At 74.3% G+C, this 26,619-nt stretch carries 26 protein-coding genes; 7 read left to right on the top strand and 19 right to left on the bottom strand.

Annotated features, from left to right (window positions below; all coding sequences use genetic code 11):
* Positions 1 to 224: 224 nt before the first annotated feature.
* From LG943_RS14595 to LG943_RS14575, 5 genes are all read right to left on the bottom strand, one after another.
* Positions 225 to 2,348: a S1C family serine protease gene (locus tag LG943_RS14595; RefSeq protein ID WP_270072821.1), complete on the bottom strand. Its 2,124-nt coding sequence runs from the start codon at positions 2,346 to 2,348 to the stop codon at positions 225 to 227.
* A gap of 370 nt (positions 2,349 to 2,718) precedes the next feature.
* Positions 2,719 to 3,618, bottom strand: a complete 900-nt coding sequence (locus LG943_RS14590; protein ID WP_270072820.1) for a sulfurtransferase — start codon at positions 3,616 to 3,618, stop codon at positions 2,719 to 2,721.
* Between the two features lie 81 nt (positions 3,619 to 3,699).
* Positions 3,700 to 4,110 carry a hypothetical protein gene (locus LG943_RS14585; RefSeq protein WP_270072819.1) on the bottom strand — a complete coding sequence of 137 codons (411 nt, stop codon included), beginning with the start codon at positions 4,108 to 4,110 and terminating at the stop codon, positions 3,700 to 3,702.
* Positions 4,103 to 4,468, bottom strand: a complete 366-nt coding sequence (locus tag LG943_RS14580; protein WP_270072818.1) for a hypothetical protein — start codon at positions 4,466 to 4,468, stop codon at positions 4,103 to 4,105. Before LG943_RS14580 ends, LG943_RS14585 begins: the two co-directional genes overlap by 8 nt.
* 270 nt (positions 4,469 to 4,738) lie before the next feature.
* Entirely contained in the window at positions 4,739 to 4,909 is a 171-nt protein-coding gene (locus LG943_RS14575; protein WP_270072817.1) for a hypothetical protein, read from the bottom strand.
* A gap of 330 nt (positions 4,910 to 5,239) precedes the next feature.
* On the opposite strand from LG943_RS14575, the gene LG943_RS14570 reads away from it, so the two are divergent.
* The 4 genes from LG943_RS14570 (at position 5,240) to LG943_RS14555 (ending at position 7,663) form a co-directional block, all read left to right on the top strand.
* Complete coding sequence (locus LG943_RS14570) at positions 5,240 to 5,848, top strand: DUF6879 family protein (RefSeq protein WP_270072816.1); 609 nt, start codon at positions 5,240 to 5,242, stop codon at positions 5,846 to 5,848.
* A gap of 125 nt (positions 5,849 to 5,973) precedes the next feature.
* The gene (locus tag LG943_RS14565; protein ID WP_270072815.1) at positions 5,974 to 6,243 is read left to right on the top strand and encodes a hypothetical protein; all 270 of its coding nucleotides are present in this window, start codon (positions 5,974 to 5,976) and stop codon (positions 6,241 to 6,243) included.
* Positions 6,236 to 6,844, top strand: coding sequence for a DUF6879 family protein (locus tag LG943_RS14560; protein ID WP_270072814.1), 609 nt, complete (start codon positions 6,236 to 6,238; stop codon positions 6,842 to 6,844). The genes LG943_RS14565 and LG943_RS14560 overlap by 8 nt, the downstream gene beginning before the upstream one ends.
* 69 nt (positions 6,845 to 6,913) lie before the next feature.
* Complete coding sequence (locus tag LG943_RS14555) at positions 6,914 to 7,663, top strand: DUF6082 family protein (RefSeq protein ID WP_270072813.1); 750 nt, start codon at positions 6,914 to 6,916, stop codon at positions 7,661 to 7,663.
* A gap of 101 nt (positions 7,664 to 7,764) precedes the next feature.
* Here the strand turns inward: LG943_RS14555 and LG943_RS14550 are convergent, their stop codons facing one another.
* The 7 genes from LG943_RS14550 to LG943_RS14520 form a co-directional block, all read right to left on the bottom strand.
* Positions 7,765 to 8,127, bottom strand: a complete 363-nt coding sequence (locus LG943_RS14550; RefSeq protein ID WP_270072812.1) for a hypothetical protein — start codon at positions 8,125 to 8,127, stop codon at positions 7,765 to 7,767.
* Between the two features lie 37 nt (positions 8,128 to 8,164).
* Complete coding sequence (locus LG943_RS14545; protein WP_270072811.1) at positions 8,165 to 8,872, bottom strand: hypothetical protein; 708 nt, start codon at positions 8,870 to 8,872, stop codon at positions 8,165 to 8,167.
* A 120-nt stretch (positions 8,873 to 8,992) separates the two neighbouring features.
* A complete protein-coding gene (locus LG943_RS14540; protein ID WP_270072810.1) occupies positions 8,993 to 9,427 on the bottom strand; it encodes a hypothetical protein in 435 nt (144 codons plus the stop codon).
* A 27-nt stretch (positions 9,428 to 9,454) separates the two neighbouring features.
* The gene (locus LG943_RS14535; RefSeq protein ID WP_270072809.1) at positions 9,455 to 10,093 is read right to left on the bottom strand and encodes a hypothetical protein; all 639 of its coding nucleotides are present in this window, start codon (positions 10,091 to 10,093) and stop codon (positions 9,455 to 9,457) included.
* 201 nt (positions 10,094 to 10,294) lie between these two features.
* On the bottom strand, positions 10,295 to 10,750 hold the full coding sequence (locus tag LG943_RS14530) for a nuclear transport factor 2 family protein (protein ID WP_270072808.1): 456 nt from the start codon (positions 10,748 to 10,750) through the stop codon (positions 10,295 to 10,297).
* On the bottom strand, positions 10,747 to 11,673 hold the full coding sequence (locus LG943_RS14525; protein WP_270072807.1) for a pyridoxamine 5'-phosphate oxidase family protein: 927 nt from the start codon (positions 11,671 to 11,673) through the stop codon (positions 10,747 to 10,749). Before LG943_RS14525 ends, LG943_RS14530 begins: the two co-directional genes overlap by 4 nt.
* A gap of 35 nt (positions 11,674 to 11,708) precedes the next feature.
* Positions 11,709 to 12,146, bottom strand: a complete 438-nt coding sequence (locus LG943_RS14520) for a VOC family protein (RefSeq protein WP_270072806.1) — start codon at positions 12,144 to 12,146, stop codon at positions 11,709 to 11,711.
* Between the two features lie 124 nt (positions 12,147 to 12,270).
* Here LG943_RS14520 and LG943_RS14515 point away from each other — a divergent pair, with 124 nt between their 5' ends.
* A complete protein-coding gene (locus tag LG943_RS14515) occupies positions 12,271 to 12,858 on the top strand; it encodes a CGNR zinc finger domain-containing protein (protein WP_270072805.1) in 588 nt (195 codons plus the stop codon).
* Positions 12,859 to 13,119: 261 nt separating this feature from the next.
* Here the strand turns inward: LG943_RS14515 and guaA are convergent, their stop codons facing one another.
* From guaA to LG943_RS14495, 4 genes are all read right to left on the bottom strand, one after another.
* A complete protein-coding gene (gene guaA / locus LG943_RS14510; protein WP_270072804.1) occupies positions 13,120 to 14,706 on the bottom strand; it encodes a glutamine-hydrolyzing GMP synthase in 1,587 nt (528 codons plus the stop codon).
* A 155-nt stretch (positions 14,707 to 14,861) separates the two neighbouring features.
* Complete coding sequence (locus tag LG943_RS14505; protein ID WP_270072803.1) at positions 14,862 to 15,980, bottom strand: PP2C family protein-serine/threonine phosphatase; 1,119 nt, start codon at positions 15,978 to 15,980, stop codon at positions 14,862 to 14,864.
* Complete coding sequence (locus tag LG943_RS14500) at positions 15,974 to 16,555, bottom strand: methanogen output domain 1-containing protein (protein WP_270072802.1); 582 nt, start codon at positions 16,553 to 16,555, stop codon at positions 15,974 to 15,976. Before LG943_RS14500 ends, LG943_RS14505 begins: the two co-directional genes overlap by 7 nt.
* Positions 16,556 to 16,791: 236 nt before the next feature.
* A complete protein-coding gene (locus LG943_RS14495) occupies positions 16,792 to 18,351 on the bottom strand; it encodes a succinic semialdehyde dehydrogenase (protein WP_456340059.1) in 1,560 nt (519 codons plus the stop codon).
* 244 nt (positions 18,352 to 18,595) lie between these two features.
* Here LG943_RS14495 and LG943_RS14490 point away from each other — a divergent pair, with 244 nt between their 5' ends.
* A complete protein-coding gene (locus LG943_RS14490; protein WP_270072800.1) occupies positions 18,596 to 19,873 on the top strand; it encodes an FAD-dependent oxidoreductase in 1,278 nt (425 codons plus the stop codon).
* Positions 19,874 to 19,924: 51 nt separating this feature from the next.
* Here LG943_RS14490 and galE read toward each other — a convergent pair whose 3' ends face one another.
* Both galE and LG943_RS14480 read right to left on the bottom strand, forming a co-directional pair.
* The gene (gene galE, locus LG943_RS14485; protein ID WP_270072799.1) at positions 19,925 to 20,944 is read right to left on the bottom strand and encodes a UDP-glucose 4-epimerase GalE; all 1,020 of its coding nucleotides are present in this window, start codon (positions 20,942 to 20,944) and stop codon (positions 19,925 to 19,927) included.
* A 132-nt stretch (positions 20,945 to 21,076) separates the two neighbouring features.
* Complete coding sequence (locus LG943_RS14480; RefSeq protein WP_270072798.1) at positions 21,077 to 22,270, bottom strand: MFS transporter; 1,194 nt, start codon at positions 22,268 to 22,270, stop codon at positions 21,077 to 21,079.
* 173 nt (positions 22,271 to 22,443) lie between these two features.
* Between LG943_RS14480 and LG943_RS14475 the strand changes: the two genes are divergently transcribed.
* Complete coding sequence (locus LG943_RS14475; protein WP_270072797.1) at positions 22,444 to 22,920, top strand: MarR family winged helix-turn-helix transcriptional regulator; 477 nt, start codon at positions 22,444 to 22,446, stop codon at positions 22,918 to 22,920.
* A gap of 963 nt (positions 22,921 to 23,883) precedes the next feature.
* Here LG943_RS14475 and LG943_RS14470 read toward each other — a convergent pair.
* Positions 23,884 to 26,451 (bottom strand): polynucleotide kinase-phosphatase, encoded by a 2,568-nt coding sequence (locus LG943_RS14470; protein WP_270072822.1) that lies wholly within the window; start codon positions 26,449 to 26,451, stop codon positions 23,884 to 23,886.
* Between the last annotated feature and the right edge of the window lie 168 nt (positions 26,452 to 26,619).

Genomic DNA, 26,619 nt, shown 5'->3' with positions numbered 1-26,619 from the left:
GGCCCGCCGAGGGCGGCGCGGCGGGCCGCCGTCCGCGCGACGGGACTCCGGCGACCCGCGCGGGCAGGCGCCGACCGGCACACTCCCCCCGTCGGCGGCAGCGCCCCCGCAACGGCGCGGGGACCCGGCGCGCGCCCCCAAACGACGCGCCGGGTCCCCGCTGTCCCATCCCCCGGACGGACTTCTCGTTCGCCGAGGACCGCTTGGCCCTCAGCCTCAGCCGGTCAGTTGCCGATGCTCTCCGACGACTGCGCGGACAGGGTCACCTCGGTCTCGCGCTCCCGGCCGTCGCGGACGTAGCCCACGGTGATGGTGTCGCCGGGCTGGTGGGAGCGGACGGCCGCGATGACCGCGTCCGGGCTCTCCATCTGCTCGCCCTCGATCGAGGTGATGACGTCGCCCTCCCGCAGCCCCGCCTGGTCGGCGGCGCCATTGTTGGTGGTCTCCACGATCGCGGCGCCCTCGGATTCGGTCTGGCCGGAGATGGTGGCCTCGATGGCGGCGTACTCGGCGCTGCCGTCCTCGATCAACTGCTCGGCGATGGGCTTGGCCTGGTTGATCGGGATGGCGAACCCCAGGCCGATCGACCCGCTCTCGCCGCCGCTGCCGCTGGTGCCGACGATGGCGGTGTTGATGCCGATGACCTCGCCGCTCATGTTCATCAGCGGACCGCCGGAGTTGCCCGGGTTGATGGGCGCGTCGGTCTGGATGGCGTTGATGACGGTGGAGGTCTGGCCCTGCTGCTGCTGTTCGGGCTGCTGGCTGAACGGGTCCTGCTCCTCGGGCAGGCCGAAGGGGTTCTGCGGCTGCTCCTCCTGGCCGCTGACGCCGGTGTTGACCGGACGGTTGACGGCGCTGACCACGCCGCTGGTGACCGTGCCGGACAGGCCGAGCGGCGAGCCGATCGCCACCACGTCGGCGCCCACCTCGACCTTGTCGGAGTCGCCGAGGTCGGCGGCGGTCAGGCCGCTCTGCCCCCGCGCCTGGATGACCGCCAGGTCGGAGACGGGGTCGGCGCCCAGCACCTCGGCGGGGGCCTCGCTGCCGTCGTTGAACTGCACGGTGATCCCGCCTGCCTCCTCGGCGCCGGCCACCACGTGGTTGTTGGTGAGGATCTGGCCGTCGGAGCTGATGATGACGCCGCTGCCGCCGGCCGGCCCCGCCTCGATGGAGACGACGCTGGGCAGCGCGGCCTCGGCGACGTTGCTGACCGTGCCGCTGGAGACGGAGCCGCCGGAGGTGTCGGTCAGCGAGTTCTGCGGGCCGCCCAGGAAGTAGGTGCTGATGACGGCGGCGGCGGGGCCGACGATGGCGCTGGTGATGATCGCCGTGATGGCGGCGACCAGCAGCACCCGGTTGCGCTTGAAGAACGGCTCGCGCGGCGGGCGGGAGCCGCCGGGCGGCATGCCGTGCGGGGAGTCGTAGGGCGGCGGCGGGGTGCCGTAGCCGCCGGGGCCGCCCGGCCCGCCCATGCCGCCGGGGCCTCCGGGTCCGGCCGGGCCGCCCGGTCCTCCGGCGTGCCAGCCGCCCGCGTGGTGGGCGGCGTGCTCGGGACCGGCCGGGCCGCCGGGGCCGCCCGGCTGACCCGGCCCGCCCGGACCGCCGTAGCCGCCGGGGCCGTGCCCGGGTTCGGCGGTGCCGTAGGGGTCGGTGGCGTGGACGCCGCCCGCCGCCGCTCCGGCCGCGGCGGGCGCGGCCCACGCGGGGGCGCCGCCGGGGGCGGCGAAGGCGCCGGCGCTGCCGTAGGGGTCGGTCTGGCCGTAGGGGTTGGCCGGCTGAGGAGGCTGTCCGTACGCGTCGGCGGGGGCGGCCTCAGCCGGGGCGCCGCCGTCGCCGCCCGGTTCACCGGCCGCCGCGGCCGCCGACGAGGGCGCGTCCTCGGGCTCGCCGAAGCGGGGGGCGCTCTGGGAGCGGGGCGGCCGGTTGGCCACGGACGAACGCCAGGGGACCGGGGTCTGCGTGGGGTCGGCGCCGGGGCCGGCCGCCGCGTCCCCCGGCGTCGCGGGGGAAGCCTCGGCGCCGTCGGCGCCCGGGTCCACCGCCCGGTTCGGGGCGGGGTCGGCGTCGGCGCGGGGCTCGCTTCCGGCGTGGGGGCCGTGCTCGTCGCCGGCCGCGCGCTCGGCGCGGGCGCCCGCGCCGGACTCAGCGGCGGGCGCGGCGGGCTCGGCCGGCGCGGCGGGCCCGGCGGCCGGCGCGGCGGGCTCGGCAGGCGGGGCGGGCTCTGCGGGGGCGGCGGCGGTGCCGAGGACTGCGGTGTCGGCGGCGGACGCCTCGGCCGGCTCCGGCTGGCGGCCGTCGCCGTCCTGGCCCTCTTGGGGGGAGCCCTTGGTGGGGTCGGTCGCACTCATGTGTCCTCCGGATGCTCGACCTGTTGCCGACAACAATCGGCGGCTGAGGTTAGAACGCGGTGAGACGGCGGATAGGTCGGGTTTCGAGTCGGCCGGCGTCGATCGGACGGCTCGCTCCCCCCGCACCTGGTGCGGAGGGCTTCTGCCCATTTACCGGTAAGAGGCGACATCGGCGCGCCGCCCACGTTCGGACCGGAATCTGAACGATCATCGAGGATACCGAGCGCCGGGCGGCCCGCCGCCCCGCGCCGGGGTGCGGCCGGGTCGGCGGCCCGGCCGCACCGACGCCCCTACGCGAGCGACCGCGTGGCCGCCCACTGACCCTGGGTTCTGTCGGCCACGCGGTCACCCCCCACCCGCACCCGCTCCGCTAGGCGCGGCCGCGCTCACCGTCGCCGTGCGGATCGCCGTGCGGGCCGCCGTCGCCGGTCTCGGCGGGCAGGTCCGGGTCGGGCGCCCACGCGCTCCAGGACCCGGGGTAGAGGCGCGCGCCGGTGTAGCCGGCGTGTTCGAGCGCGAGGAGGTCGTGGCAGGCGGTCACGCCCGAGCCGCAGTAGGCGGTGATGGTGGCGGCGGTGTCGGCGCCCAGCGCGCGGAACCGCTCGCGCAGCCGCTCGGGCGCGGCGAACCGGCCGTCGTCGGCGAGGTTGCCCGCCCACTCGGCGCTGCGCGCGCCGGGGATGTGGCCGGGCCGCAGGTCGGCGGGCGCGGGGGCGGCGCCGGTGTAGCGCTCGTGCGCGCGGGCGTCCATGAGCACGTGGCGGGGGTCGCGCGACTCCGCCAGCACGGTGGCGGTGTCCACGATCCGCTCGGCGGGCCAGGGCACGGGGGTGCGCGGGCGGGGCGTGGGCTCGACGGGCTCGGTGGCGAGGTCGCCCGGCCAGGCGGTGATACCGCCGTCGAGCAGGGCGGCGGGCGAGCCGAGGGCGCGCAGCATCCACACCAGCCGGGCGGCGACCGAGCCGTTCACGTCGTCGTAGCCGACCACGGGCGTGCCGTCGCCGATGCCGAGCCGGGAGAGGGTGGCCGCGAACGTGTCGGGGTCGGGCAGCGGGTGGCGGCCGGTGCCCTCGCCGGCGGGCGCGGAGAGGTCGCGGTCGACGTCCACGAACACCGCGCCGGGCAGGTGCCCGCGCAGGTACGCCTCGCGCGTGGACCGCCCGTCGAGGTAGAACCGCACATCGGCCACGAGCACGTCGTCGCGGTGCTCGGCCAGCCACTCCGCGCTCACCAGCACCGGCAGGCCGGGGGCGCCGTCGTTAGTCGTCATGACGGCACGGTACCCAGTGGCCGGGTGGGTCCACGCGCGGCCGAGCGGGTCAGCGCGGAGGCGCGGCCGCAGCGGCCCCGGTCAGGCTCGGGGGGCGGGCGCGCGGGTGACGCGGCGCAGCCAGAGCAGCCCCAGCACGGGCAGCACCAGCGGGATGAACAGGTAGCCGCTGCCGAAGCCGGACCAGACCGTGTCGTCGGGGAACGCCGCCGGGTCGACCACGCTGAACGCGCCGATGACCAGCACGCCGAGCAGTTCGACCGCGCATGAAACCGCCGCCACGCGCAGCGAGGTGCGGCCGCCGCGCACGAGGCCCACGGTGGCGACGATGTAGATCACCCCGGCCAGGGCCGAGAGCAGGTAGGCCAGCGGCGCCTCGTCGAAGCGGGTGAGGATCTGCACGGCGGCGCGCGAGGTGGCGGCGATGGCGAAGATCGCGTAGACGGCCACGAGCACGCGGCCCGGGCCGGTGCGAGCGGCGGCGTCAGACACTTGCGGGGTTCCAGAGCTGTTCGAGGCGGACCATCATGACGGGCAGGATCAGGCACGCGAACGCGATCACGGCGGGGCCCCAGCGGCTGCGCTCCATGAACCCCCACACCGCGCACGCGGGCGGGACGAGCACGACGGTCACCAGGTAGCTCACGAAGACGACGAACTCCGGGGGGCGCTCGCCGCCGACCAGCAGGACCGTGGAGACCACGCCCTGGCCGATGAGCAGCAGCCACAGCACCGCCATGCCCACCAGGTGCGGCACGACCATCGGCTGGTCGCGGAAGACCGAGACCAGGCACCACCCGGCCATGACCAGCGAGGCGAGCTGGATGGTGGTGGTCAGCCCCTCGACCATGGGTTCCTACCTCCACCGGCGTGAGTCGACGTCCCCGGCGCGGCGGGGGGTGTCCCAGCACGTCAGGGCATCACCCGGCCGCCGCGGTTTCTACGACGCACTGTAGTACTTTCCGGGGAGGACGGGGAAATCAGCCCGGTGCGCCCGCCCGGGGACGGTGGGGCGGCCGCCGCGGCCGCCCCACCGCCGTCAACGCCGTCAGCGCCCGGTCACCGCCGACCTCTGCCGGCCCTCAGCCGGGTGCGTTCGCGAGTGCGCCGGGTGCGTCCGTCACCCGCCCTGGTCGTCGTCGCGCTCGTGCCGCCCACCGCCCGCACCACCGCCGCCCGCACCGACGCCGCTGCCACCGTCACCGCCGCCCCCGCCGGAGGGGCCGGGCGGCGGCACCTGCCCGGCGGCTTCCCGGCCGTCGCTTTCCCGCTTCTTCTCGTGTCGGCCCATGAAACATCCTTCCAAGAAAAGCCGAAACCATCCTGCAAACGAAGAGTAACCGGACCACTACTCCGCCTAATGGATATGACCTACTGCGGCCATCCGGCTTCCCTGAAAAAGAAGAAGGAACCAAAAGAATCCATGGATTGGGACCACCCCCAGCCGCAACCAAGGCCAGTCCATATCCGGATATTATGGAAACACGAACGGCAAAACCATCGCCAGAGAATGTTTCTCCGAATTCAGTGCCCGACACCTGCACCTGGCTTAGCATCAGCCTGACGACCGGCTCGTGCATCCTCCCCGATCGTCTTTCTCTCTCTCAATTCGGAGACCCCGATGCTTGATCGCCTGCGCGATCGTCCTGCCGCCGCCCTCGACCTCGACACCTACCTCGCCGATTACCGGCGCGAGTACGCCGGTGGCGGGGTGACCTGGAAACTCGACCGCCTCCAGACCCTGCGCAAGCCCGGCGACCCCAGTTGGGAGGCTTTCGCGGCCGGCGACTGGGCGCGGGCCCGGGAATTGACGGAGAAGGACCGCCCCCGCGCCGACGCCATGGCGGCCAAGGGCGGCGAGGCGGGCACGGAGACCCGGCGAATCCGCGTCGTGGAGCACCCGGTGAGCCCTTACCTCCAGTGGGAAATGCAGTTTCTGCGCATGCTGGCCGAGGCGGGCCAGCAGATCCGGGTGGTGGCGGCCGCCCAGGTCGGGCGCTGGGAGCACGAGCGCATCCTCCCCGAGGTGGTCGCCGTCGCCGACCGGGCGCTCTACCTGGTCCGCCACGACTCCAGCGGAAAGGCATTCGGCGCCTGGCGCATCGGCGACCGCGACGTGATCAGCAGCAGCCTCATCGAACTCGACGCCCTCTTCCGCGCCGGCGAACCCCTCTTGGAGTACTTCCACCGCGAAATCGCCCCCCTCCCACCCCCGCTCATCCACCCCTGACCCCCAGCCCCCCCGCCCACGTCCCCCGACCGCCGAAGCCGGCTGACCGGCCGGCTTCGGCGTTTGCCCCAACGTGGGCGGGGGGACGTTCATCCCGACCCTCGTCACGGCCCAAGGAGCCCTGAATGAGCCGCCCCTGGGAAGCCGATCCACGCGCCGAACTGCGCCGACGCATCGGCAAGCCGCCCATCGAACTCGGTGTCACCAAGGCCACCCCGGACTGCCCGGACATCTGGGAACTCGACAACGGCGACATCGCCGTCATCGGCCGAGACGCCACGGACGCCTACCGCGACCGGCTTCCCGCCGGGGTCAGCATGAGCGCCGACGAACGGCTGGTGGTCATTCCCCGTATTGTGCTGACCGCAGCCAAACCGGAGATCCCCGATGCTTGACCGCCTGCGCGGTCTGGCCGCCACCGCCTTCGACCATGCCGGCTACCTCGCCGATTTCTGGCGCGAGTACGAGGCGGGCGGAGTGCTCTGGAAACTCGAACGCATCCAGAGTTTCCAGGAGCCCGGCGATGCCAGTTGGGAGGCTTTCGCGGCCGGCGACTGGGCGCGGGCGCTGGAACTGAACGAGGCCGACCGGGCACAGGCCGAGAACATGGTGGCCAAGGACCGCGAGGTCGGCATGGAGACGCGCCGTATCCGCGTCGTGGAGCGCCCGGTCACGCCCTACCTCCAGTGGGAGATGCAGTTTCTGCGCCTGCTCGCCGAGGCCGGCCAGTCCCTGCGCGTGCTCACGGCCGCCCAGGTGGAGCACTGGGAGCGCGAGCGAACGCTGCCCGAGGTGGTCCTCCTCGGCGGTCGGGTGCTGTACCTGGTGCGCTACGACCCCGGCGGGCAGGCGTCCGGAGCCGACCGCATCGACGACCACGACGTGATCGCCGCGTGCGCCGCCGAACTCGACTCACTGTTCCAGGCGGGCGAGCCCCTGCTGGACTACTACCACCGCGAGATCGCCCCGCTCCCGCCCCCCACGGTCCGCACGTGAGGGCGCGGGAGAAAAGGTGAGATCTCGGCAAGGAGGACCCCGGCGCGCGGCGACCGCGCCGCCGTCCGGGTGGCGGTCCCCGTCCTCCTTGCCGCGGTCCTGGCCCTGGTCGTCGTGGCGGTCGCCCTGTCCCCGCTGGCGCTGGGCTCGGTAAGCGGAATCAGCGACGACTGGGAGAACCTCAGCTTCATCGGCCAGACCTACGGCGCAGCCTCGGCACTGCTGGCCGGCCTGGCGCTTGCCGGAGTCGTCGCGACGCTGGTGCTCCAGGCACGTGAGACGCGGATCGCGCGGGAGTTGGCCTTGCGCGACTCCAACAGCGAACTGCTGCGTATGGCGATGGAAAACCCCGAGTACGCCCGGTGCTGGGGCACCAACCTGTCTCCGGGGGGCCGAGAGCAGCGCCAGCACATGTACACCAACATGATCGTCTCCCAATGGGAGATGGCGTTCGAGTCCGGAGCAATTGGTGAGCAGCATGTCCGTCATGCGGCGCGGGGCCTGTTCGCCGGGCGCATCGGCTGGGAGTTCTGGGGCCGCGTACGGGAGGTCCGCCTGCGGACCGCGGAAACGCGCCGCTCGCGCCGGTTTCACCGGATGCTGGACGAGGAGTTCCAGCGCTCCCCCGAGCCGCCCTTGGAATCCGATACGCACGTCGCACCCAGTCGCCGACCGACGCGTGCCGCACTCGCCGCGGCGGCCGCTTTTGTCGTGGGCGCGGCCTCTGCCGGGGTGGTCGCGCGGCGCCTTGTACTGCGCCGGCACATGATGCGCCAAGGTCCCGCAGAGGGGCGGCCACCCACCGGAACCGCTGTGTAGCCCGGCTCCTGGGCCGCGCCCGGGGGGCTTGAGGCAGCAGTACCGCCGGGCTTTCCGGGGTGGGGTTCCGGCGGTGTGCGGCGAAGGCGGGAGTCGGCGGCTCAGCGGGGTTGGTGCGGGGTGGGCCAGGGGGTTGGGGTGGGGGTTCTGGGGCGGCGGGGGCGGCCGAAGGCCAGGGCCACCAGGAGGAGGAGCATCGCGCCGATCGTGAACAGCATGGAGGCGAGGTCCCAGACGACGACGAGTTGGCCGAACAGTTCGGAGGAGCCGAGCAGCATGTAGGCCACGAAGAGCAGTGTCCGCAGGATCAGCAGGACTCCGGCGGCCCGGATGAGCATGGCGGCCCAGGTCTCGGCCTGGCCGGCGCGGATCAGGGCGAACACGGCGACGGCCAGGGGCAGCAGGTTGCTGATCCAGATGAGGGCGAAGTTGAGGGTGTCCACGGCGGTGTCGCTGGTTTCCATGGTGCGGCTCCGGTTGTGAATCGGCGGGGCGGGGTGGTCAGCCCGCGTTGGGCGGCGGGGTGGTGGGCGGCGTGTAGTTCGCCGCCGGGGGCGGAGGGTCGCCGCCGCCGAGGGGAGGCGTGTACGGCCCGCTCCCGGGCGCGTGCGGTGTGCCGCCGCCCGGTGCGGGCGGCTGCTGCCCTGGTCTTCCGGGGCCGCCCGGCGCTCCGGGGTCGTACTGTGCCCCGAACCCGCCCGGTGTTCCGAACCCACCCGGACTTCCTGGGCCACCGGTGCCGCCCTGTCCCCCTGGGCCACCGGCACCGGCCGGTCCTCCCGGGCCACCGGCACTGCCCGGTCTCCCCGGGCCACCGGCGGCACCCCAGCCCCCGGGGCCGCCGGCACCGCCAGGTCGGCCTGGGGCTCCGGGGAACGGGGTCGACGCGGGGCCGTGGCCCGCCGCCGCGCCCCGGGTGTCCGCGTGTGCCTTCGCGTCGGCCGGGCGCCGGACCGCGCCCATGATCAGCAGCAGGAAGCCCGCCGCCAGCGCGACGTTCAGCACGGCCCCCAGGATGCCGGTGACGGCGAACGGGATCGGCAGTCCCATGGTCATCGGCAGCGTCAGCAGCGGATCGCCCACACCGTCGAGCAGCATCAGCACCAGCCCGATGGCGGGCAGGACGCGCCGCCCTCGCGGAGCGAGGAACAGCAGGCCCAGCCCGAGCAGGGGGACGGCGATGTAGGGGATGGACCATATGAAGGGCATTGCGGGGCTGTGCATCGGTGCTTCCCGGCCTCCTCGGTTTCGCGTTCCGGTGAACTTACGCCACGGCGGTGACGGAACGCGGGGGCCGGGTGATGCGGCGTGCTGGGTGGCGCCGCGGGCTCAGGCTCCAGGCCCGCCCACCGGTCCGGATCCGCCTCCGGAATGCCAACTAGGACCGGGCGCGCCGCCCGGAGGGTTCCATCTGTTTCCGGGCGCGGCGGCCGGGCGGGCGGCGCGGCGGGCACCCGTGATGATCGCGATCAGCAGCAGCACCACGGCCGTGATCACCAGCAGCGTGCTGAGGAGGCTGTGCAGCGAGGTGACCGCCATGAGCCCGCCGAGGCCGCTGCCGTCAGGGGTGTAGGTGAGCATCCAGACGTACCAGGAGACGTCCACGACGGCGCGCACGACGAGCAGGGCGCCGGCGGTGCGGATGAGCCCCCGCATGTGCGGCGCCCGGCCCGCCCCCACCAGCGCGAGCACCCCCACCGCCGCGGTGCCCAGGGCGAGGAGGAAGTAGACGGGGTCGAAGGGCAGCGATTCCAGGGAGAGCATGGGCGGACTCCGTGTCGGGGTCGGGGTCTAGCCGGCGGTGGGCGGGGGGTTGCCGCCGGAGGGCGGCGGAGGCGGTCCCGCACCCGGGGAACGCGGCCGACCGGATCCCGGATGCGGCCCGCCCGTCCCCGGCGGCGGTCCCCCTGACAGTGCACCTCCCGGCGGCCCATCCGACGGTGCGCCTCCCGGCTGCGGCCCTCCCGGCGGCGGTCCTCCCGACCCTGGTCCTCCCGGCGATGCACCTCCCGACGGTGCGCCCTGAGGGGCGCCCGGCGACGCGCCGCCGCCGGGCTGCCGGTGGGGCGGCGGGTAGGGCGGGGCGCCGACCGGCCCGTACGGGCCGGTCAGGGGTGCGCCCGCGCCGGGGCCGCCGGGCGGGCCGGCCGCCGCCGGTTGGCGTCGCAGCGCGGTGAGCACCAGGAGCAGCAGGGCCATGATCAGCAGCAGCCCGAGCACACTGCCCAGGATCCCGCCGACGACGGGATGCACCTGGACCGCCACCAGCGGCAGGATCATGGTGCCGATGCCGAACACGAGGACGAGCGCCATGGCGATGGCGGGCAGCAGTCGGCGCCCGGAGGGGATCAGCGACGTCAGCGCGAGCCCGACCACGCCGAGGATCACCACCGGCATGTTCCAGAGCATCGAGGCGAACTGCGCCAGCATGGCGGACCCCCACTTCTGTGCGGTTGTCGTTCGACCAACCTAACCACCGTCGACCCCGGTCCACCACAACGCCCGCACCACCTGTGGACGACCGTCCGCCGACACCCCGTACCGGTGCCCCTCCACCATTCGCCCACACCTCGGGTTCCCGCTCTGCCGCCCCTGCGCTCGCTCCCCGCGCGCGTGCGCACCGGTGTGCGGTCAGGCCAGCGGCAGCGGTTCGTGCGGCTCACCGGGGCGGCGCGGCCCCAGGATTCGGCGGTCGGCCTCTTCGATCGCGACGTCGTTGATGCTGGCCTCCCGGCGGCGCATCAGCCCGTCGGGGGCGAACTCCCACTGCTCGTTGCCGTAGCTGCGCCACCACTGACCGGCGGAGTCGTGCCACTCGTACTGGAACCGCACGGCGATGCGGTCGTCGGTGAACGCCCACAACTCCTTGCGCAGCGCGTAGTCCAGCTCCCGCTTCCACTTGCGGTCCAAGAACGCGACGATCTCGTCGCGGCCGGTCAGGAACTCGTCGCGGTTTCGCCACCGCGAGTCGGGGGTGTAAGCGAGGGCCACCCGGTGTGGGTCGCGGGTGTTCCAGGCGTCCTCGGCCGCCTGGACCTTGTGGAGAGCGGTCTCACGGGTGAAGGGGGGAAGGGGCGGGCGGGTCATGCGGGTACCTCCTGCTGTCGGTGTCGACCCGGGTACGGGTCGGGATTGAATTTGGAGTACTCGGGCGGTCCCCAGCGCAGCGGCACGGCGCCGTCGATCCGCACCACGTGCTCCACCTCGAAGTCGACCATGCGCTGCGCGCCCGGCTCGGCAGCGGCCCGCGCCGGATCCCAGTCGACGGACGCCCGACCGGTCACCTGGAGGGTGGCGCCCCGCTCCCAGTCGAGGAACAGCAGTCCGGCGTGCGGGTCGAGTTCAAGGTTGCCCAAGGTCATGTACATGGAGTTGCCGGCGTAGTCGGGCCAGGAGAGCCGGCGCCCGTCGGCGACCGCGACGAAGCCCGGGCGTCCGCCGCGGTGTGAGACGTCCGCTCCGAGGCCGGCGGCGTGGGTGGCGACGAAGAACGTGTCGGCTCCCGCGATCCACTCCCGCTGGCTTTTCGACAGCGCGCTCGACTCCTCGGCCACGCGCGGCGCCGCGGGTTCCACGACGGCCTCCGCGTCGCGCGCCTGGATGTACTTGGGGCAGTTCGCGTACACCTGCTCGGTGCGGACGACCAGCCGGTCGCCCTCCTGCCGGGCCAGGCCGTTGACGCGCATCCGGCGGCGGCTCGCCGGTTCGATCGCGAGCACGCCGATGGGGTGTTCTTCGGTGAACAGGCGTGCCAGCGGATCACCGGGCACGGGGGCGCGCCGCATCACCACGGTGCGGTCGTCGGGCGCGGTGGCGAACCCCGGTCCGCCGGCCAGCGGGCCGGCCCACACGGCGCCGCGGGCGTCGGGGGCGCCGATGACCACCATGCGTTGCCTGCGCAGGAAGTCGGCGGCGACGCGCGGCAGTGCCGCGCCGACCTTGGCGGAGCCCCACGGCCGGTCAGGGAATCCAGCCCGCCGCTGCACGATGCGTTCGCCTTCGTGGCGCACCGGTCCTCCTCAGATGTCGTCGTTCCGTGTGGCGTCTAGAAGAACCCGCAGGTGGGGGCGCCGGGAGTGGGCGCGTCCGCGGTGTCGGCGCCCGAGGGCGCGTAGATCTCCAGGCGGAGGCCGTCGGGGTCGGTGAAGAAGATGCCTCCGGAGGACGCGCCCTCGCCGTGGGGAACGATCCCGTCGTATGCGAACGCGACACCCATCCCGCGCAGCAGAGCCTCCGCCTCGCGCACGGCGTCGATGTCGGCCACCTCGAACGACAGGTGGTGCAGACCGGGCCGGTCGGAGGTGAAGGCGCCGGTGCTCTGCTGCCACAGGGTGAGCACCAGCGCGCCGTCGCGGCCGAGGAACGCGAACCGCTGACCGCCGTCGGCGCGCTCTCCGATGACCTCCAGGGCGAAAACCGTGCGGTAGAAGGCGGTTGAGCGGGCGAGGTCAGTGACGTTCAGGGCGATGTGTCCGGTCTTCATGGTGACACGCCTCCAGTTTCTAATGGGAGATACGAATGCATCCATTAGATTGGCATGTCATCACGACACCGCTAACGATGTCAACCCGACCATCCATTAGAATCTGGTGGCGAAGGGGGGAGACGTGCCCGAAACGATCGCCGACCTGCTGCCGGAGGAACCGCTGCCCGTCCGGCTCATGAACACGGTCTGGGCCGACCGCCACGGTCGCCACGACGACCTCGCCGACATCGGCGGACTGCGGGCGTGGCTGCGGCGCACCGGTCTCGTCGCCGACCCCGCACCGACCGCCGAGGACCTGGCCGCGTTCCGCCGGCTGCGCGCCGCCGCCCGGCGCGTCGCCGCCCACGTCACCGCCGACGACCGCCCTCCGGCCGGAGACCCGCCCGACGACCTCGGTGCCGCGCTGGCCGACCTCAACGCCGACTGCGCCGCCTGCTCCCCCCGCCTCATCGACACCGGCGACGGGCTGGCCCTGCGATGGCACCCCGGCCCCCGGGACACCGACCGGGCCCGCGCCGAACTCGCCCTCGCCGCCGCGCGGCTGTTCAGCGGCGAGGACGCCGGCCTGCTGCGCGCCTGCTACGGCCCCGGCTGCGTGCTGTACTTCCGTGGCGACCACCCCCGCCGCGAGTGGTGCTCTGCCGGATGCGGCAACCGGGCGCGGGTGGCGCGGCACTACAGCCGCCACCGGCCGCGCCGGCGGGACTGACCGGCGCGCCGGGGCGCGGCCGCTCCCGGCGGCGCCGCACCATCGTCGCCGCGCCGCCGGCCGCTCCCCCGACCCGGCGGCGCGGGGCCCCCGGCCCCCGGCCCCCGCCCCCCCCGCGCGGGGGCGGCGCCGCCCCTCCCCACGAACCCCTGAACACCGAAACGGCGCCCACCCGCGTGCGGGTGGACGCCGTTTCGGCGCCGTGCGGATCCACTCCCCCAGTACATCCCCCGGAAGCGGATCAGCGGTGGAGCGGGGCGGCTACTCCCACTCGATGGTGCCCGGGGGCTTGCTGGTGACGTCGAGGGCGACGCGGTTGACCTCGCGGACCTCGTTGGTGATGCGGTTGGAGATGGTGGCCAGCACGTCATAGGGCAGCCGCGACCAGTCGGCGGTCATGGCGTCCTCGCTGCTCACCGGGCGCAGCACCACCGGGTGCCCGTAGGTGCGGCCGTCGCCCTGCACGCCCACCGACCGGACGTCGGCCAGCAGCACCACCGGGCACTGCCAGATGTCGCGGTCCAGGCCGGCGCGGCTCAGCTCCTCGCGGGCGATGGCGTCGGCCTCGCGCAGGATGTCGAGCCGTTCGCGGGTGACCTCGCCGATGATGCGGATGCCCAGGCCCGGCCCGGGGAACGGCTGGCGCCACACCAGCTCCGGCGGCAGGCCCAGCTCCTCGCCCACGCGGCGGACCTCGTCCTTGAACAGCTCCCGGAGCGGCTCCACCAGCGAGAACTGGAGGTCGTCGGGCAGCCCGCCGACGTTGTGGTGGGACTTGATGTTGGCGGCGCCGGTGCCCCCGCCCGACTCCACCACGTCGGGGTACAGCGTGCCCTGCACCAGGAACTCGACCTCGGTGTCGGCCTCGCCGGACTCGGCGACGACCTCGCGCGCGGCCTGCTCGAAGACGCGGATGAACTCCCGCCCGATGATCTTGCGCTTCTCCTCGGGGTCGGTGACCCCGGCCAGCGCGCCCAGGAACCGCTCCTGGGCGTCGACCACCTTGAGCCGGGCGCCCGTGGCGGCCACGAAGTCCTTCTCGACCTGCTCGGCCTCGCCCTTGCGCAGCAGCCCGTGGTCCACGAACACGCAGGTCAGCCGATCGCCGATCGCGCGCTGCATCAGGGCGCCGGCCACGGCGGAGTCAACGCCGCCGCTGAGCGCGCAGATGGCGCGCTTGTCGCCGACCTGGGCGCGGATGCGCTCCAACTGCTCGTCGACGATGTTGACCATGGTCCAGGTCGGCCGGCAGCCCGCGCCCTCGTAGAGAAAGCGCCGCAGGACCTCCTGGCCGTGCTCGGAGTGCAGCACCTCGGGGTGGAACTGCACGCCGTAGAGGCCGCGCGCGGGGTCCTCCATGGCGGCGACGGGGGTGCTGGGGGTGCTGCCGACGGTGCGGAAGCCCGCCGGGGCCTCGGCGACGGAGTCGCCGTGGGACATCCACACCGTCTGCACCGCCGGCAGGCCGTTGAACAGCACCGACTCCCCGCCGGCCTGGAACTCGGTGCGCCCGAACTCGCTGCGGCCGGTCTTGGCGACGGTGCCGCCCAGCGCCTGCACCATGGCCTGGTAGCCGTAGCAGATACCGAAGGTGGGCACCCCGGTCTCGAACAGGCTGCGCGGAGCCTGCGGCGCGCCGTCGGCGTAGACCGAGGACGGGCCGCCGGAGAGGATGATGGCCTTGGGCCGCTTGGCCAGCATCTCCTCGACCGGCATGGTGCAGGGGACGATCTCGCTGTAGACGTGGCATTCGCGCACCCGCCGTGCGATGAGCTGGGCGTACTGCGCGCCGTAGTCCACGACGAGGACGGTGTCGAATGCGTGCTCGCCGGCGTCGGCAGGGGACACGGAACGGCCTTCCCGCAGGTGGAAACGTTGGTTTAAGCAACTGGAACGCCTCCCAGTCTAGGGCGTGGCCGCCCAGGCGGGGTCCGGGGACGGCGGGCGCGGGAGGTGGCCGCCCGCACACCGGTGCGCCGCGCGCGGCCGCGCCGCCGCCCCGGTCAGAAGCCCGCCACCAGCACCGCGCGGTCGTCGGCGTGGTCGGTGGGGGTGGACCACGCCATCACCGTGGTGCACACGTCCTTGGGCGTGGGGTCGGCGAACCCGGTGAGCAGCGCCGACAGCCGCGCCAGGCCGACGTCGAGCGACTCCCGCCGCTGCTCCACCACGCCGTCGGTGTAGCAGACGAGCAGGTCGCCGCTGCCCACCCCGACCCGGCCGGTGCGGTGCGGCCCGCCCAGGGAGCAGCCCAGCGGCGGGTCGACGACCTCCTCCAGCCGCTCGCAGGCGCCGTCGGCGCGCCGCAGCATCGGCGGCACGTGCCCGGCGTTGGCGTAGGACAGCTCGCGCGCGTCAGGGTCGTAGACGGCGTAGCACATGGTGGCCATGCTCGCCGGGAGGTAGGTGTCGACGTAGGCGTCGAGCCGGGCGGCGACCCGGTCGGGGCGGCAGCCGTCGTCCAGGGCGGCGGCGCGCAGCACGCTGCGCAGCTGCGACATGATCGTGGCCTCCGACAGCCCGTGCCCGGCCACGTCACCGATGACCAGGGCGATGCGGTCGGTGCCGGGCACCGGGAAGACGTCGTACCAGTCGCCGCCGACCTCCACGCCGTAGGCGGTGGGGGCGTACTGGGCGGCGACGTCGAGGTCGGCGGCGTCCACGTGGTCGGGCAGCAGGCTGCGCTGGAGGCCCAGCGCGATCTCGTGCTCGCGCTCCAGTTGGGCGCGCAGGTGGCGCTCGCGGTCGTTGGAGACGGCCATGCGGCGCAGCCGCTCGCGGTCGAAGGTGGAGACCAGCCGCACCTGCACGACGGGTTCGCCGACGTCGGCCCAGGCCGCGCGGCTGCCGAACCCGTGGCAGCGGCGCGGGCGGCCCTCGGCGCCGATCAGGGCGAGGGCGCCGGCCATGGGCTCGCCCGAGCGGGCCCACCGCCACAGGGTGTCGCCGACGCGCTCGGGGCTGTCGGAGGTGAGGCCGTAGAGGTTGGCGCCGGTGACCACGGCGGGGAACAGCCGGCGCATGGCGGCGTTGTGGCCCAGGATCTCCCCGGACAGGCCGACCAGCAGCATCGGTTCGCTGACCGCGCGGGTGATCGAACCGAACAGCTCACCGGCTAGCACGGCCGGTCCGCGTCGGCCCCCGGTGCGGCGCCGCGGGTGGCGGGGTCGGGGTGCGGCGGGTCGACGCGGTCGTAGTACTCGTTTCCGGGCGCGCCGTCGGCGGCGGCCCCGGGGCGCAGGTGGATGACGATGCGGCAGCGCGGGTGGCGCGCGGCGATGGTCTCGGACAGGTCGACCTTGGCGTAGCCCAGGTGGCGCGCCGTCATGGTGCCGAAGACGCTGGAGGTCAGCATGCACATGGCCTCGTTGCCGCGGACCTGGCCGCCGAAGGGGCAGGAGCGGTTGCCCAGGACGATGCGGTCGTCGTCGGCGGAGATGACGTAGACCTCGCCCCGGATGCGGCGGTAGAGGTCGACGAGGACCTCGGCGAGCTGCTCGCGGTCGAGCACCGCGAGGTCGAGTTCGCGGGTGTAGAGGTCGCCCAGGGCGTCGCCGAGGCGCTGTCCGGCGAGCCCGATGTAGCCGGTGGCCTCCTCTCGGCCGATGACCTCCTCCAGCGAGGCGGTCAACTCGGTGACGAAGCGGCGCAGGAACACGTCGCTGGTCAGCGGAACTGCGGCGTTGGCTACCCGCATGGTCCCCTCCCTGGACTGCGAGGTGGCCGCCGCCGCGGTTCGGGGACGCGGGCGAGGTGGACGGCGGCGGCGTCGTGAGGCGAACGATACGCCCGCATGAATCGGACCGCAGGAGTTTTCCACTTTTTTACGGAAGCGCGAACACGGCGCGGAGTTTCCGCGCGGTTCCCGGGACGCCGGGCCGCGCGGGTGCCCGCCGCCGGCCCCGGGGCCGGCGGCGGGTCGGCGGATGCGGGTCAGCGGATGCGGAACCGCTTCATCAGCCGGGCGCCGGCCGTCATGACCGTCGACAGGGTCTCGGCGCGCATGCCGGGCGTGCCGCCCAGCGAGATGAAGCGCTGGCTGGCGATGGTCTGGGACTCGGTGTAGCGCAGGAGCCCTTCGGCGCCGTGGCGGCGCCCCAGGCCGGAGCGCTTCATGCCGCCCATGGGCGCGCCGTAGCTGGCCCAGGCCGCGCCGTAGCCCTCGTTGATGTTGACGGTGCCGGCGTCGACGCGCTCGGCCAGGCGCCGCCCGCGCGCGGTGTCGCGGGTCCACACGCTGGCGTTGAGGCCGTAGTCGGTGGCGTTGGCGGCCGCCACGGCCTCGTCCTCGTCGCCGAAGGGGTAGACCGCCACGAGCGGGCCGAAGGTCTCCTCGCCGCAGGCGGCCATGTCGGGCGCCACCCCGGCCAGCACGGTGGGCTCGTAGAACAGCGGGCCGATCTCGGTGCGGGGCCGGCCGCCGGCCACCACCTCGGCGCCCTTGTCGCGAGCGTCGCGCACGTGGGCGTCGACCCGGTCGAACTGGCGGCGCAGGGTGAGCGAGCCCATGTCGGCGGAGTAGTCGAAGTCGGCGTTCAACTCCATGCCGCGCACGGCTTCGGCGAAGCGGTCGGTGAACTCCGCGTAGCGCGACTCGTGGACGTAGACGCGCTCCATGGAGATGCACAACTGCCCGGAGTTGCTGAAGCAGGCCCGCTGCACGCCCTCGACGGTCCAGTCGAGGTCGGCGTCCTCGCAGACGATGGCGGGGTTCTTGCCGCCCAGTTCGGCCGAGCAGCCGATGAGGCGGGCGGCGGCGCGCTGGGCGATGGCGGCGCCCACCGGCGAGGAGCCGGTGAAGGCGACGTAGTCGGCGTTGTCGATCAGCGGGTCGCCGACCTCGGCGGGCTCGCCCAGCACCGGGATCCACAGGTCCTCGGGCAGGCCGGCCTCCACGGCGACGTCGATGGCCCACAGCGCGCTGAGCGCGGTCTGGGTGTCGGGCTTGGCGACCACCGCGTTGCCGGCCAGCAGGGCGGGCACGGCGTCGCTGACCGGCAGCGCCAGGGGGTAGTTCCACGGGCTGATGACGGCCACCACGCCCTTGGGGCGCCGATGGAAGTAGGTGCGGGTGGCGCCGGGCACCGCGCCGGGGGTGCGCTCGCGGCGCAGCAGGCGCGGCGCGCGCCGGGCGTAGTGCAGGGTGCCGCCGGCGGCGTCGTAGACCTCTTCGAACGCGTGCCGGCGGGCCTTGCCGGTCTCCCACTGGATGATGTCGAGGATCTCGCGCTGGCGGGCGAGCACCAGGTCGTGGAAGCGCACGAAGGGCTCGGCGCGTTCGCGGGGGGTGAGCGCGGCCCACCGGCGCTGGGCGGCGCGGGCGCGCTGGAAGGCGTCGACCACGTCGGCGGCGGTGGACTGCGGCAGCTCGGCGACGGGGTCGCCGGTGAAGGGGGCGGTGGTGGTCGTGGTGCGCGCCGGGTCCGCGGCGACACGGCCGGTGAGGCGGGGCAGGGCGGCCTCGACCGCCGCACGCGTGGTGAAACCACTCAACCCACGCAAGCCGCTCGTACGTTGCATAGCGGTCGTCATGCCGGGAGCGTAATGCGACGCGGGCCACCTTGACTACCCGTGAGTAACCAAGTTTTTCCGGTTATCGGCGGGAGTGCCGGGGAGGACTCCGATGGGCCTCGGGGGCGCGCGGGCCGGTGCGGCGCGCCGAGGGGGCCGACGGGTACGGGCGAAGGATCCGGGGCGCCGCGGGGAGCATCCCCGGCCCCCGTGGCGGGAGGCTGCGATGTCGCACACCGAGAACACCACCGTCGCGATCGCGGGCGGCGGTCCGGCCGGGATCATGCTGGGGCTGCTGCTGGCCCGCGCGGGCGTGGACGCCACCGTGCTGGAGAAGCACGCCGACTTCCTGCGCGACTTCCGCGGCGACACCGTGCACCCCTCCACGCTCCAGGTGCTGGACGAACTGGGGCTGGCCGAGGAGCTGGAGCGCCGCCCGCACCGCAAGGTCACCACGATCACCGCCGCCCGGGCGGGCCGCGCCATCATCGACGCCGACCTCGACGAGCTGCCCGGCCGCTACCGGCACATCGCGATGATGCCGCAGTGGGACTTCCTCGACATGCTCACCGACCACGCGCGCGCCTACCCCGGCTTCCGGCTGCTGATGAACGCCGAGGCCACCGGCCTGGTCGAGCAGGACGGCGCGGTGCGCGGGCTGCGCTACCGGCAGCGCGACACCGAGGGCGGCGCGGCCGGACCCGAGCGCCCGCTGCGGGCGGTGCTGACGGTGGCCGCCGACGGCCGCGACTCCCGCGTGCGCGACGCCGCCGGCATGGTGCCCGCCGAACTGGGCGCCCCCATGGACGTGCTGTGGCTGCGGGTGCGGCGCGCGCCGGCCGGGGAGTCCGGCCTCAACGGCAGCCTGGGCGAGGGCCGGATGGCGGTGGCGATCGACCGCGGCGACTACTGGCAGATCGCCTACCTGATCCCCAAGGGCGGCTACGACCAGGTGCGGGCCGGTGCCATCCGCGACTTCCAGGACAGCCTGCTGGAACTGCTGCCCTTCCTGGGCGAGGACGCCGTCCGCGAGGTGGACGACTGGTCCGAGGTGGCGTTCCTCAGCGTCAGCTCGGGTCGGCTGCGCCGCTGGTACCGGCCGGGCATGCTGGCCATCGGCGACGCCGCCCACACCATGACGCCGGTGGGCGGCGTCGGCATCAACCTTGCGGTGCAGGACGCGGTGGCCACCGCCAACCTGCTGGCCCGGCCGCTGCTGGAGGCCCAGAGCGACCCCGACCGCTACGCCAAGACGCTCAACCCCGAACTCCTCGCCCAGGTGCAGCGCCGCCGGTGGATGCCCACGGTGGGCACCCAGGCGATCCAGCAGTTGCTCCAGCGCCAGGTCATCGGCCGGGTGCTGCGGGGCGGGGAGCAACTTCCGCTCGCGCTGCGGCTGGTGGCGGGCACCCACGCGTGGTCCCAGTTGGTGGCGCGGACGATGGCCACCGGGCTGCGGCCCGAGCACGTGCGCACGCCCGCCGTGGCCGCCGGGTCGGCCTGAGGGCGGCCCCGCGCGCGCCGGGGCGGGACTGGCGGGTGAGGCGGGCCGGGGTCAGCGCGCCCCGGCAAACCCTTGCGGGTTGGCCGACTGCCAGCGCCAGGCGTCGGCGCACGCCTCGGCAACGGTGCGCTTGGCGCTCCAGCCCAGGTCGCGCCGCGCGGCCGAGGGGTCGGCGTAGCACTCGGCGATGTCGCCGGGACGGCGGTCGACGACCTCGAAGGGCACCGGCCGGCCCGTGGCCGCCTCGAACGCCGCGACCGCCTGGAGCACCGAGACGCCCTCGCCGCTGCCCAGGTTGTAGGCGCGGAACCCGGGGGTGCCGGCCAGGTGCTCCAGGGCCGCGACGTGGCCCTGGGCGAGGTCGACCACGTGCAGGTAGTCGCGCACCCCGGTGCCGTCGGGCGTGGGGTAGTCGGCGCCGAAGACGCGCAGCCGGTCGCGCCGGCCGGAGGCCACCTGCGCGATGTAGGGGAAGAGGTTGTTGGGCGTGCCCTGGGGGTCCTCGCCGATCAGGCCGGTGGGGTGGGCGCCGATGGGGTTGAAGTAGCGCAGCGCGATCGTGTGCCAGTCGGGGCGCGCGGCGGCGAGGTCGGCCAGGATCCGCTCGGCGAACAGCTTGGTGGCGCCGTAGGGGTTGGCGGCCGACAGCGGCATGTCCTCGGTGATGGGCACGCGCGCGGGGTCGCCGTAGACGGTCGCCGAGGAGCTGAACACCATGCGCCGCACCCCGTGGGCCTCCATGGCCTCGCACAGGGCGAGCAGGGAGTCGAGGTTGTTGCGGTAGTACAGCAGCGGCTTCTCGGTGGACTCGCCCACGGCCTTCAGGCCCGCGCAGTGGATCACCGCGTCGAAGCGGTGCTCGGAGAACACCTCGGCCAGACGGTCGGGGTCGGCGCAGTCGCCCGCCACCACCGGGACGCTCCGGCCGGTGATGCGCTCGACGCGGGTCACGGCCTCGGGGTGGCTGTTGGTGAACGCGTCGAGCAGGACGACGTCGTGGCCGGCGCTGACCAGCTCAACGGCGATGTGCGAGCCGATGTAGCCGGCGCCACCGGTGAGCAGCACGTTCATGGGACTCCACCAGGGTCGGCGACGCGTCCGCCCACGTCGCGGACGCACCAGCAGCATATGCGCGGGCGGGTGCGGTGGTGGCGCGCCCGCTCCCGGGCGGCCGGTCCGGCTGCCGGGCCGGCCGCCCTCCCCTCAGTCGCCGGCGGCCACGGCCGGGGCCGGGGCGGGAGGGGCGGCGGCGCCCGCGCGGCGGTCCAGCGCGGTCGCGGCCAGCGCCAGGACCAGGGCGCCCAGCGGCAGGAGCGCGCCGACCCAGTTGGGCGCGGTCAGGCCCAGGCCGCCGGCGATGGCCGCGCCGCCCAGCCAGGCGCCCAGGGCGTTGCCGAGGTTGAAGAACCCGATGTTGACGGCGGAGGCGAGTGTGGGGGCGTGGGCGGCCTTGTCCATCACCCGCATCTGGAGCGGCGGCACGGTGGCGAACCCGAAGGCGCCGACGAGGAACACCAGCACGGCCGAGGCGATCTGGCTGTGCGCGCCCCAGGTGAAGACCAGCAGCGTGGCCGAGAGGGCGACGAGCGCGCCCATCAGCAGCGGCATCGGCGCGCGGTCGGCGATCCGGCCGCCCACCGAGTTGCCCGCGACCATGCCCAGGCCGAAGAGCACCAGCACCCACGTGACGGCGGACTCGGAGAACCCGGCCACCTCGACCAGCATCGGCGCGAGGTAGGTGACGGAGACGAACACCCCGCCGAACCCCAGGACGGTCATGCCCATGGCCAGCAGCACCTGCGGGTCGGCCAGCGTGGCCAGTTCGGGGCGGATGCGGGCGCCCTCGGGCCGCTCGCCGCGCTTGACGAGCGCCAGGACGCCGACGAGGCCGACCACGCCGAGCAGCGCGATGACGGTGAAGGTCGCCCGCCAGCTCAGCGCCTGGCCCAGCAGGGTGCCGACCGGGACACCGACGACGTTGGCCACGGTCAGGCCGGTGAACATGAAGGCGAGGGCGGCCGCGCGGCGGGTGGGGGCGACCATGCCGGCGGCCACGACGGCGCCGATGCCGAAGAACGCGCCGTGGGTGAACGAGGCGATGACCCGCCCGGCCAGGACCGCGCCGAAGCTCGGCGCCAGCGCGGTCACGAGGTTGCCGACCACGAACAGGACCATGAGGGCGGCCAGCATGCGCTTGCGCTCCACCCGGGTGCCCAGGACGGTCGTGATGGGCGCGCCGACGAAGACCCCGGCGGCGTAGACGGTGGCGATGTAGCCGGCGGTGGAGACGGACACGCCGAACTCCTCGGCGACGCCGGGCAGCACACCCGCGACCACGAACTCGGTGGTGCCGATACAGAAGGCGCAGACGGCCAGCGCCCAGAGTGCCAAAGGCATGGAGGTCCCCTTGTTGTGCGAGCTGGTAGACCGCTCGGACAATATATGCACGCGCGTTTAGTTGCAAACGCCTGATATTGCACGGGGAGGTACCCTGGGCGTGAGTGCGACCACACGCGACCCGCGCCGCCGCGTCGCGAGGACGCCGCACGGAGGCGAGGAGGTAAGGACGTATGGCGATGGACTCCCCCGCGCCCTCCCCCAACGGGGACGGCGGCCCGGTGACCGTGCTGGCCCACCGGTGGTGCGCCCTGACGGTCCTCCACGACACGATCGAGTCCCGCGTGGAGCGCGCGCTCCAGGACGGCCACGGCATCAGCACCCGCGAGTACTCCGTGCTGGTGGCCCTGAGCGTGCGCCCCGAGGGCAAGATGCGCATGAGCGAACTGTCCGAGGTGGTCGTGCTCAGCCAGAGCGCCACCACCCGCCTGGTCAACCGCCTGGAGGGCCGGGGACTGCTGGAGCGCAGCCTGTGCGCCGACGACCGGCGGGGCATCTACACCGCCCTCACCGAGGACGGCCGCCGCCTCCTGGCCGAGGCCCGCCCCACCAACGACGCCGCGCTGGACGCGGCCCTGTCCTACGCCGAGCGCAACCCGGTCCTGGCCCCCCTGGCCGCCGCCCTGCGCGAGGTCCCCGTCCCGGTCTAGGGCGCGCCTTCCGGAGAATTCCCGTCCGCCCGCGGCGAGCGGCGCGCTCGCGCGCGGCCCGCGCGCGGCGCCCAGCGCCCTCGCGCGGGCCGCCGGAACGGGATCACTGCCGCGCGCGACCGGGAGGGAGTCAGGCGGCCCCCCGCCACCCGGCGGCAACGCGGCGACCGGCCCCCGTCCGGCGCGGTCGTGCGCTAAGGCGCGCACCCACAATCGCGCTCACCCCCCGCGCGCCCACCCCGGCCCCCGCCACCTGCCCCTCGCTCCGGGCGGCCGGAGGCGGCGGCATGGGAAGGCGCTTACGGTGTCCGGTGCCGCGCCTGCCGTGACGGCAATGCAGTCCTGTTCCCCAAACGGCGGAAAACACGAGTCGACCGCCAAACAAAAAGGACACAAGCCCTTAATTGGACATTACTCACCGGCTGCCGAAGTACGCCGGTGCGGAAACGCACCCGCGCCCCGGCACGCGCGGCAATCGGGTGGCCGGGCGGCGGGGGCGGGCTTCTTCCCGGGGGGCGGACCGGAATCCGGCCGCGTGCCGCTCCGACCGGTCCCGCGCGGCGCGCGGCCTGCGGCGGGACCCGGTGGATGGCGCCGGGCCAAATCCGCGCCGCGCACCGCCGTGCGCATGGAAAAGTGAGTCGGGTTCGGATGATCTGCTATACCGGCGCATATCTGGGTAGGCCCACCGCGAGCGCGGAAGCCGGTAATGCCGCGGCAGCCCTCCGAGGCCGACCACCGGCTCCGGTGCCGAATTGAACAAGTTGATCGTGAACGACGGCGCGCGGTCCGGCACTTCGCCCGGACTCCCGTTCGTTCTCCCAGACGCGCCGGGGACCGGCCTCGTCCCGTCCGCGAGACCGTTCCCCGGCGCTACCTCGGCGCCCCTCACCGCGATCCATCGGCCGGGCCGAGGGCCGCCCCCGGCGCCGCCTCACCTCGATCCGTCGCCCGGCGCGGCCCCTACAGCCGGGGGTCCACCGGTTCCGACTCCAGCGCCAGCACCCCGAACACCGGCTGGTGCACCCGCCAGAGCGGTTCGCGGGCGGCGTGGCGGGCCAGCGCCTCGACCCCGAGCCGGTGCTCGTTGAGCGCCAGGCGGCTCTTGCGGCCGAGTCTGCGGTCGCGCAGCACCGCCAGGCGTTCGGGCCGCAGGTAGTCCGGGCCGTAGATGATGCGCAGGTACTCCGGTCCGCGCACCTTCAGGCCGGGCTGGGCCAGGCCCCGGGTGCCCGTGGCCAGGGCGCCGTCGAGCGGCTTGACCACCATCCCCTCGCCGCCGCCCGACACCAGTTCGCGCCACCAGTCCACCGCCGCCGCCGTGGCCTGGGGGTCGGTGGTGTCGACCACGCGGTAGCGGGTGGTGCGCACCAGGGCGCAGTGGTCGGCCAGCTTCTCGGCCACGCCCATGTGCCACAGGTGGTCCTCGCCCGCGAAGTGGGCGCCCTCGGCCGCCAGCACCGCGAAGGGGGCGTAGCGCAGCCCGGCGGCGCCGTCGGTGGGCCAGGTGTAGCCCCGGTAGACCGTGCTGAACGCCTCGATCTCGCGGGCGCGCAGGACGGTGCGCTCGGCGAGGTCGGCGACGTCCAGCCCGCGCGCCGCCGCGGCCGCCAGCGCGCCCTCGGCGGCGGGCAGCGCGGCGCGGGCCGCCGCGCCCACGGCGGCGTACTGGTCGCGGATCAGGCCCTCGGCCTTGGCCGACCACGGCAGCAGCTCGCCGTCGAAGGCGATCCAGTCGGTGTCCAGCCGCTCCCACAGCCCGGCCGCCGTAATGCCTTCGCGCAGCTCCGCCAGCACGGCGGACTCCACCCGGGGGTCGGGGAAGAACGGCCGGCCGGTGCGGGTGAAGACCGCGCCCAGCGCGCCCGGCACGAACCTCCGCGCGGCGGCGTCGGGGTCGCGGCAGACCACGGCGACCGCGCGCGACCCCATGTGCTTCTCCTGGCAGACGACCCGGGCCACGCCCTGGTCGAGGAACGCGCCGAAGGCTTCGTCGGGGTGCTCCAGCAGGGTGGGGTCGACCGAGGTGGGGGCGGGCGCCATGGTCGGCGGCAGGTACAGCAGCCAGCGCGGGTCCACGGCGTGGCGGCTCATGGCCTCCAGCGCCGCCAGGCCGTTGTCGCGCGGCACCCCCACCGTGCCGTACCGGGTGGTGATGCGGGTCACCGGTTCGGCGGAGAGGACGTCGCCGAGGGCCACCACTCCGGCGGGCGCGCCGGAGGCGGCCCCGGCGGGCACGCCGCCGGAACCGTCCTCCCCCGCGCCCTCGGCCGCGGTGGGGAACGGGCGGGCGGGTTCGTACCAGACGCGCTGGGCGTCGACCGCCACGAGTTCGCGTTCGGGGTAGCGCAGCGCGGTGAGCCGCCCGCCGAACACGCACCCGGTGTCCAGGCAGATGGTGTTGTTCACCCATTCCGGTTCGGGGGTGGGCACGTGGCCGTAGACGACGGCGGCCGACCCCCGGTACTCGTGTGCCCACGGGTGGCGCACCGGCAGGCCGAACTCGTCGGTCTCGCCGGTGGTCTCGCCGTAGAGCGCGAAGGAGCGCACCCGGCCCGAGGCCCGGCCGTGGTACTCCTCCTTGAGGCCGGCGTGGGCCACGACGAGCCGCCCGGAGTCGAGCACGTAGTGGCTGAGCAGGCCGTCGCAGAACTCCAGCGCGCGGGCGCGGAAGTCGTCGGGCTCGGCGCCGAACTGGGCCAGGGACTCCTCCAGCCCGTGGGTCACCTGCACCTTGCGGCCCTTGAGGGCGCGGACCAGCTTGTTCTCGTGGTTTCCCGACACGCACAGGGCGTCGCCGGCGGCGACCATGCCCATGGCCAGCCGCAGCACGCCGGGGGTGTCGGGGCCGCGGTCGACCAGGTCGCCGACGAACACGGCGGTGCGGCCCTGGGGGTGGCGGGCGCCCACCGCGCGGCCGTCAAGGTCGCGCTCCAGGGCGTAGCCGAGGCGGTCGAGCAGGTCCTCAAGCTCGGCGCGGCAGCCGTGGACGTCGCCGATGATGTCGAACGGGCCGGTCAGGTGGCGCTTGTCGGTCCAGCCGGGCTCCAGTTCGATGGTGGCGGAGTCGATCTCGTCGGTGCCGCGCAGCACGTGCACGCGGCGGAAGCCCTCCTTGTCCAGCCGCTTGAGGCCGCGCCGGAGTTCGCGCCGCTGGCGGGCCACCACGTGGGGGCCGAAGTCGCGGTCGGGGCGGGCGGAGTTGCGGTCGTGGGCGAGGCGTTCGGGGACGTCGAGCACGATCGCGGTGGACAGGACGTCGTGGTCCTTGGCGATGCGCACGAGTTCGGCGCGCGCGGCCTGCTGCACGTTGGTGGCGTCGACGACGGTCAGCAGGCCCCGGCGCAGCCGGGTGGCGACGATGTGGTGCAGCAGCGCGAACGCGTCGGCGCTGGCGCTCTGGTCGTTCTCGTTGTCGCTGACCAGGCCCCGGCAGAAGTCGGAGGAGACCACCTGGGTGGGCCGGAAGTGCCGGGCGGCGAAGGTGGACTTGCCCGACCCGGACACGCCGATGAGCACCACCAGGCCCATCTCGGGCACGCCCAGCACCCGGGGGGCGGGGGCGGAATCCGGGGCGGAGTCGCGGGGGTCGGCGGGGCGGTCGGCCGGACGGTCGGCGGGGGTGTCGGCGCCGCGCGGCGCCGAGGAGGGGTCGACGGCGGGGGGTGGGTGTAGCCTGGCGTCGGGGTGGGGGGCCCG

The organism is Streptomonospora mangrovi (assembly GCF_027604915.1).
Lineage (GTDB): Bacteria > Actinomycetota > Actinomycetes > Streptosporangiales > Streptosporangiaceae > Streptomonospora > Streptomonospora mangrovi.
Note: the sequence above shows the minus strand (reverse complement) of the source record. Positions and strands in the feature narration are given on the sequence as shown.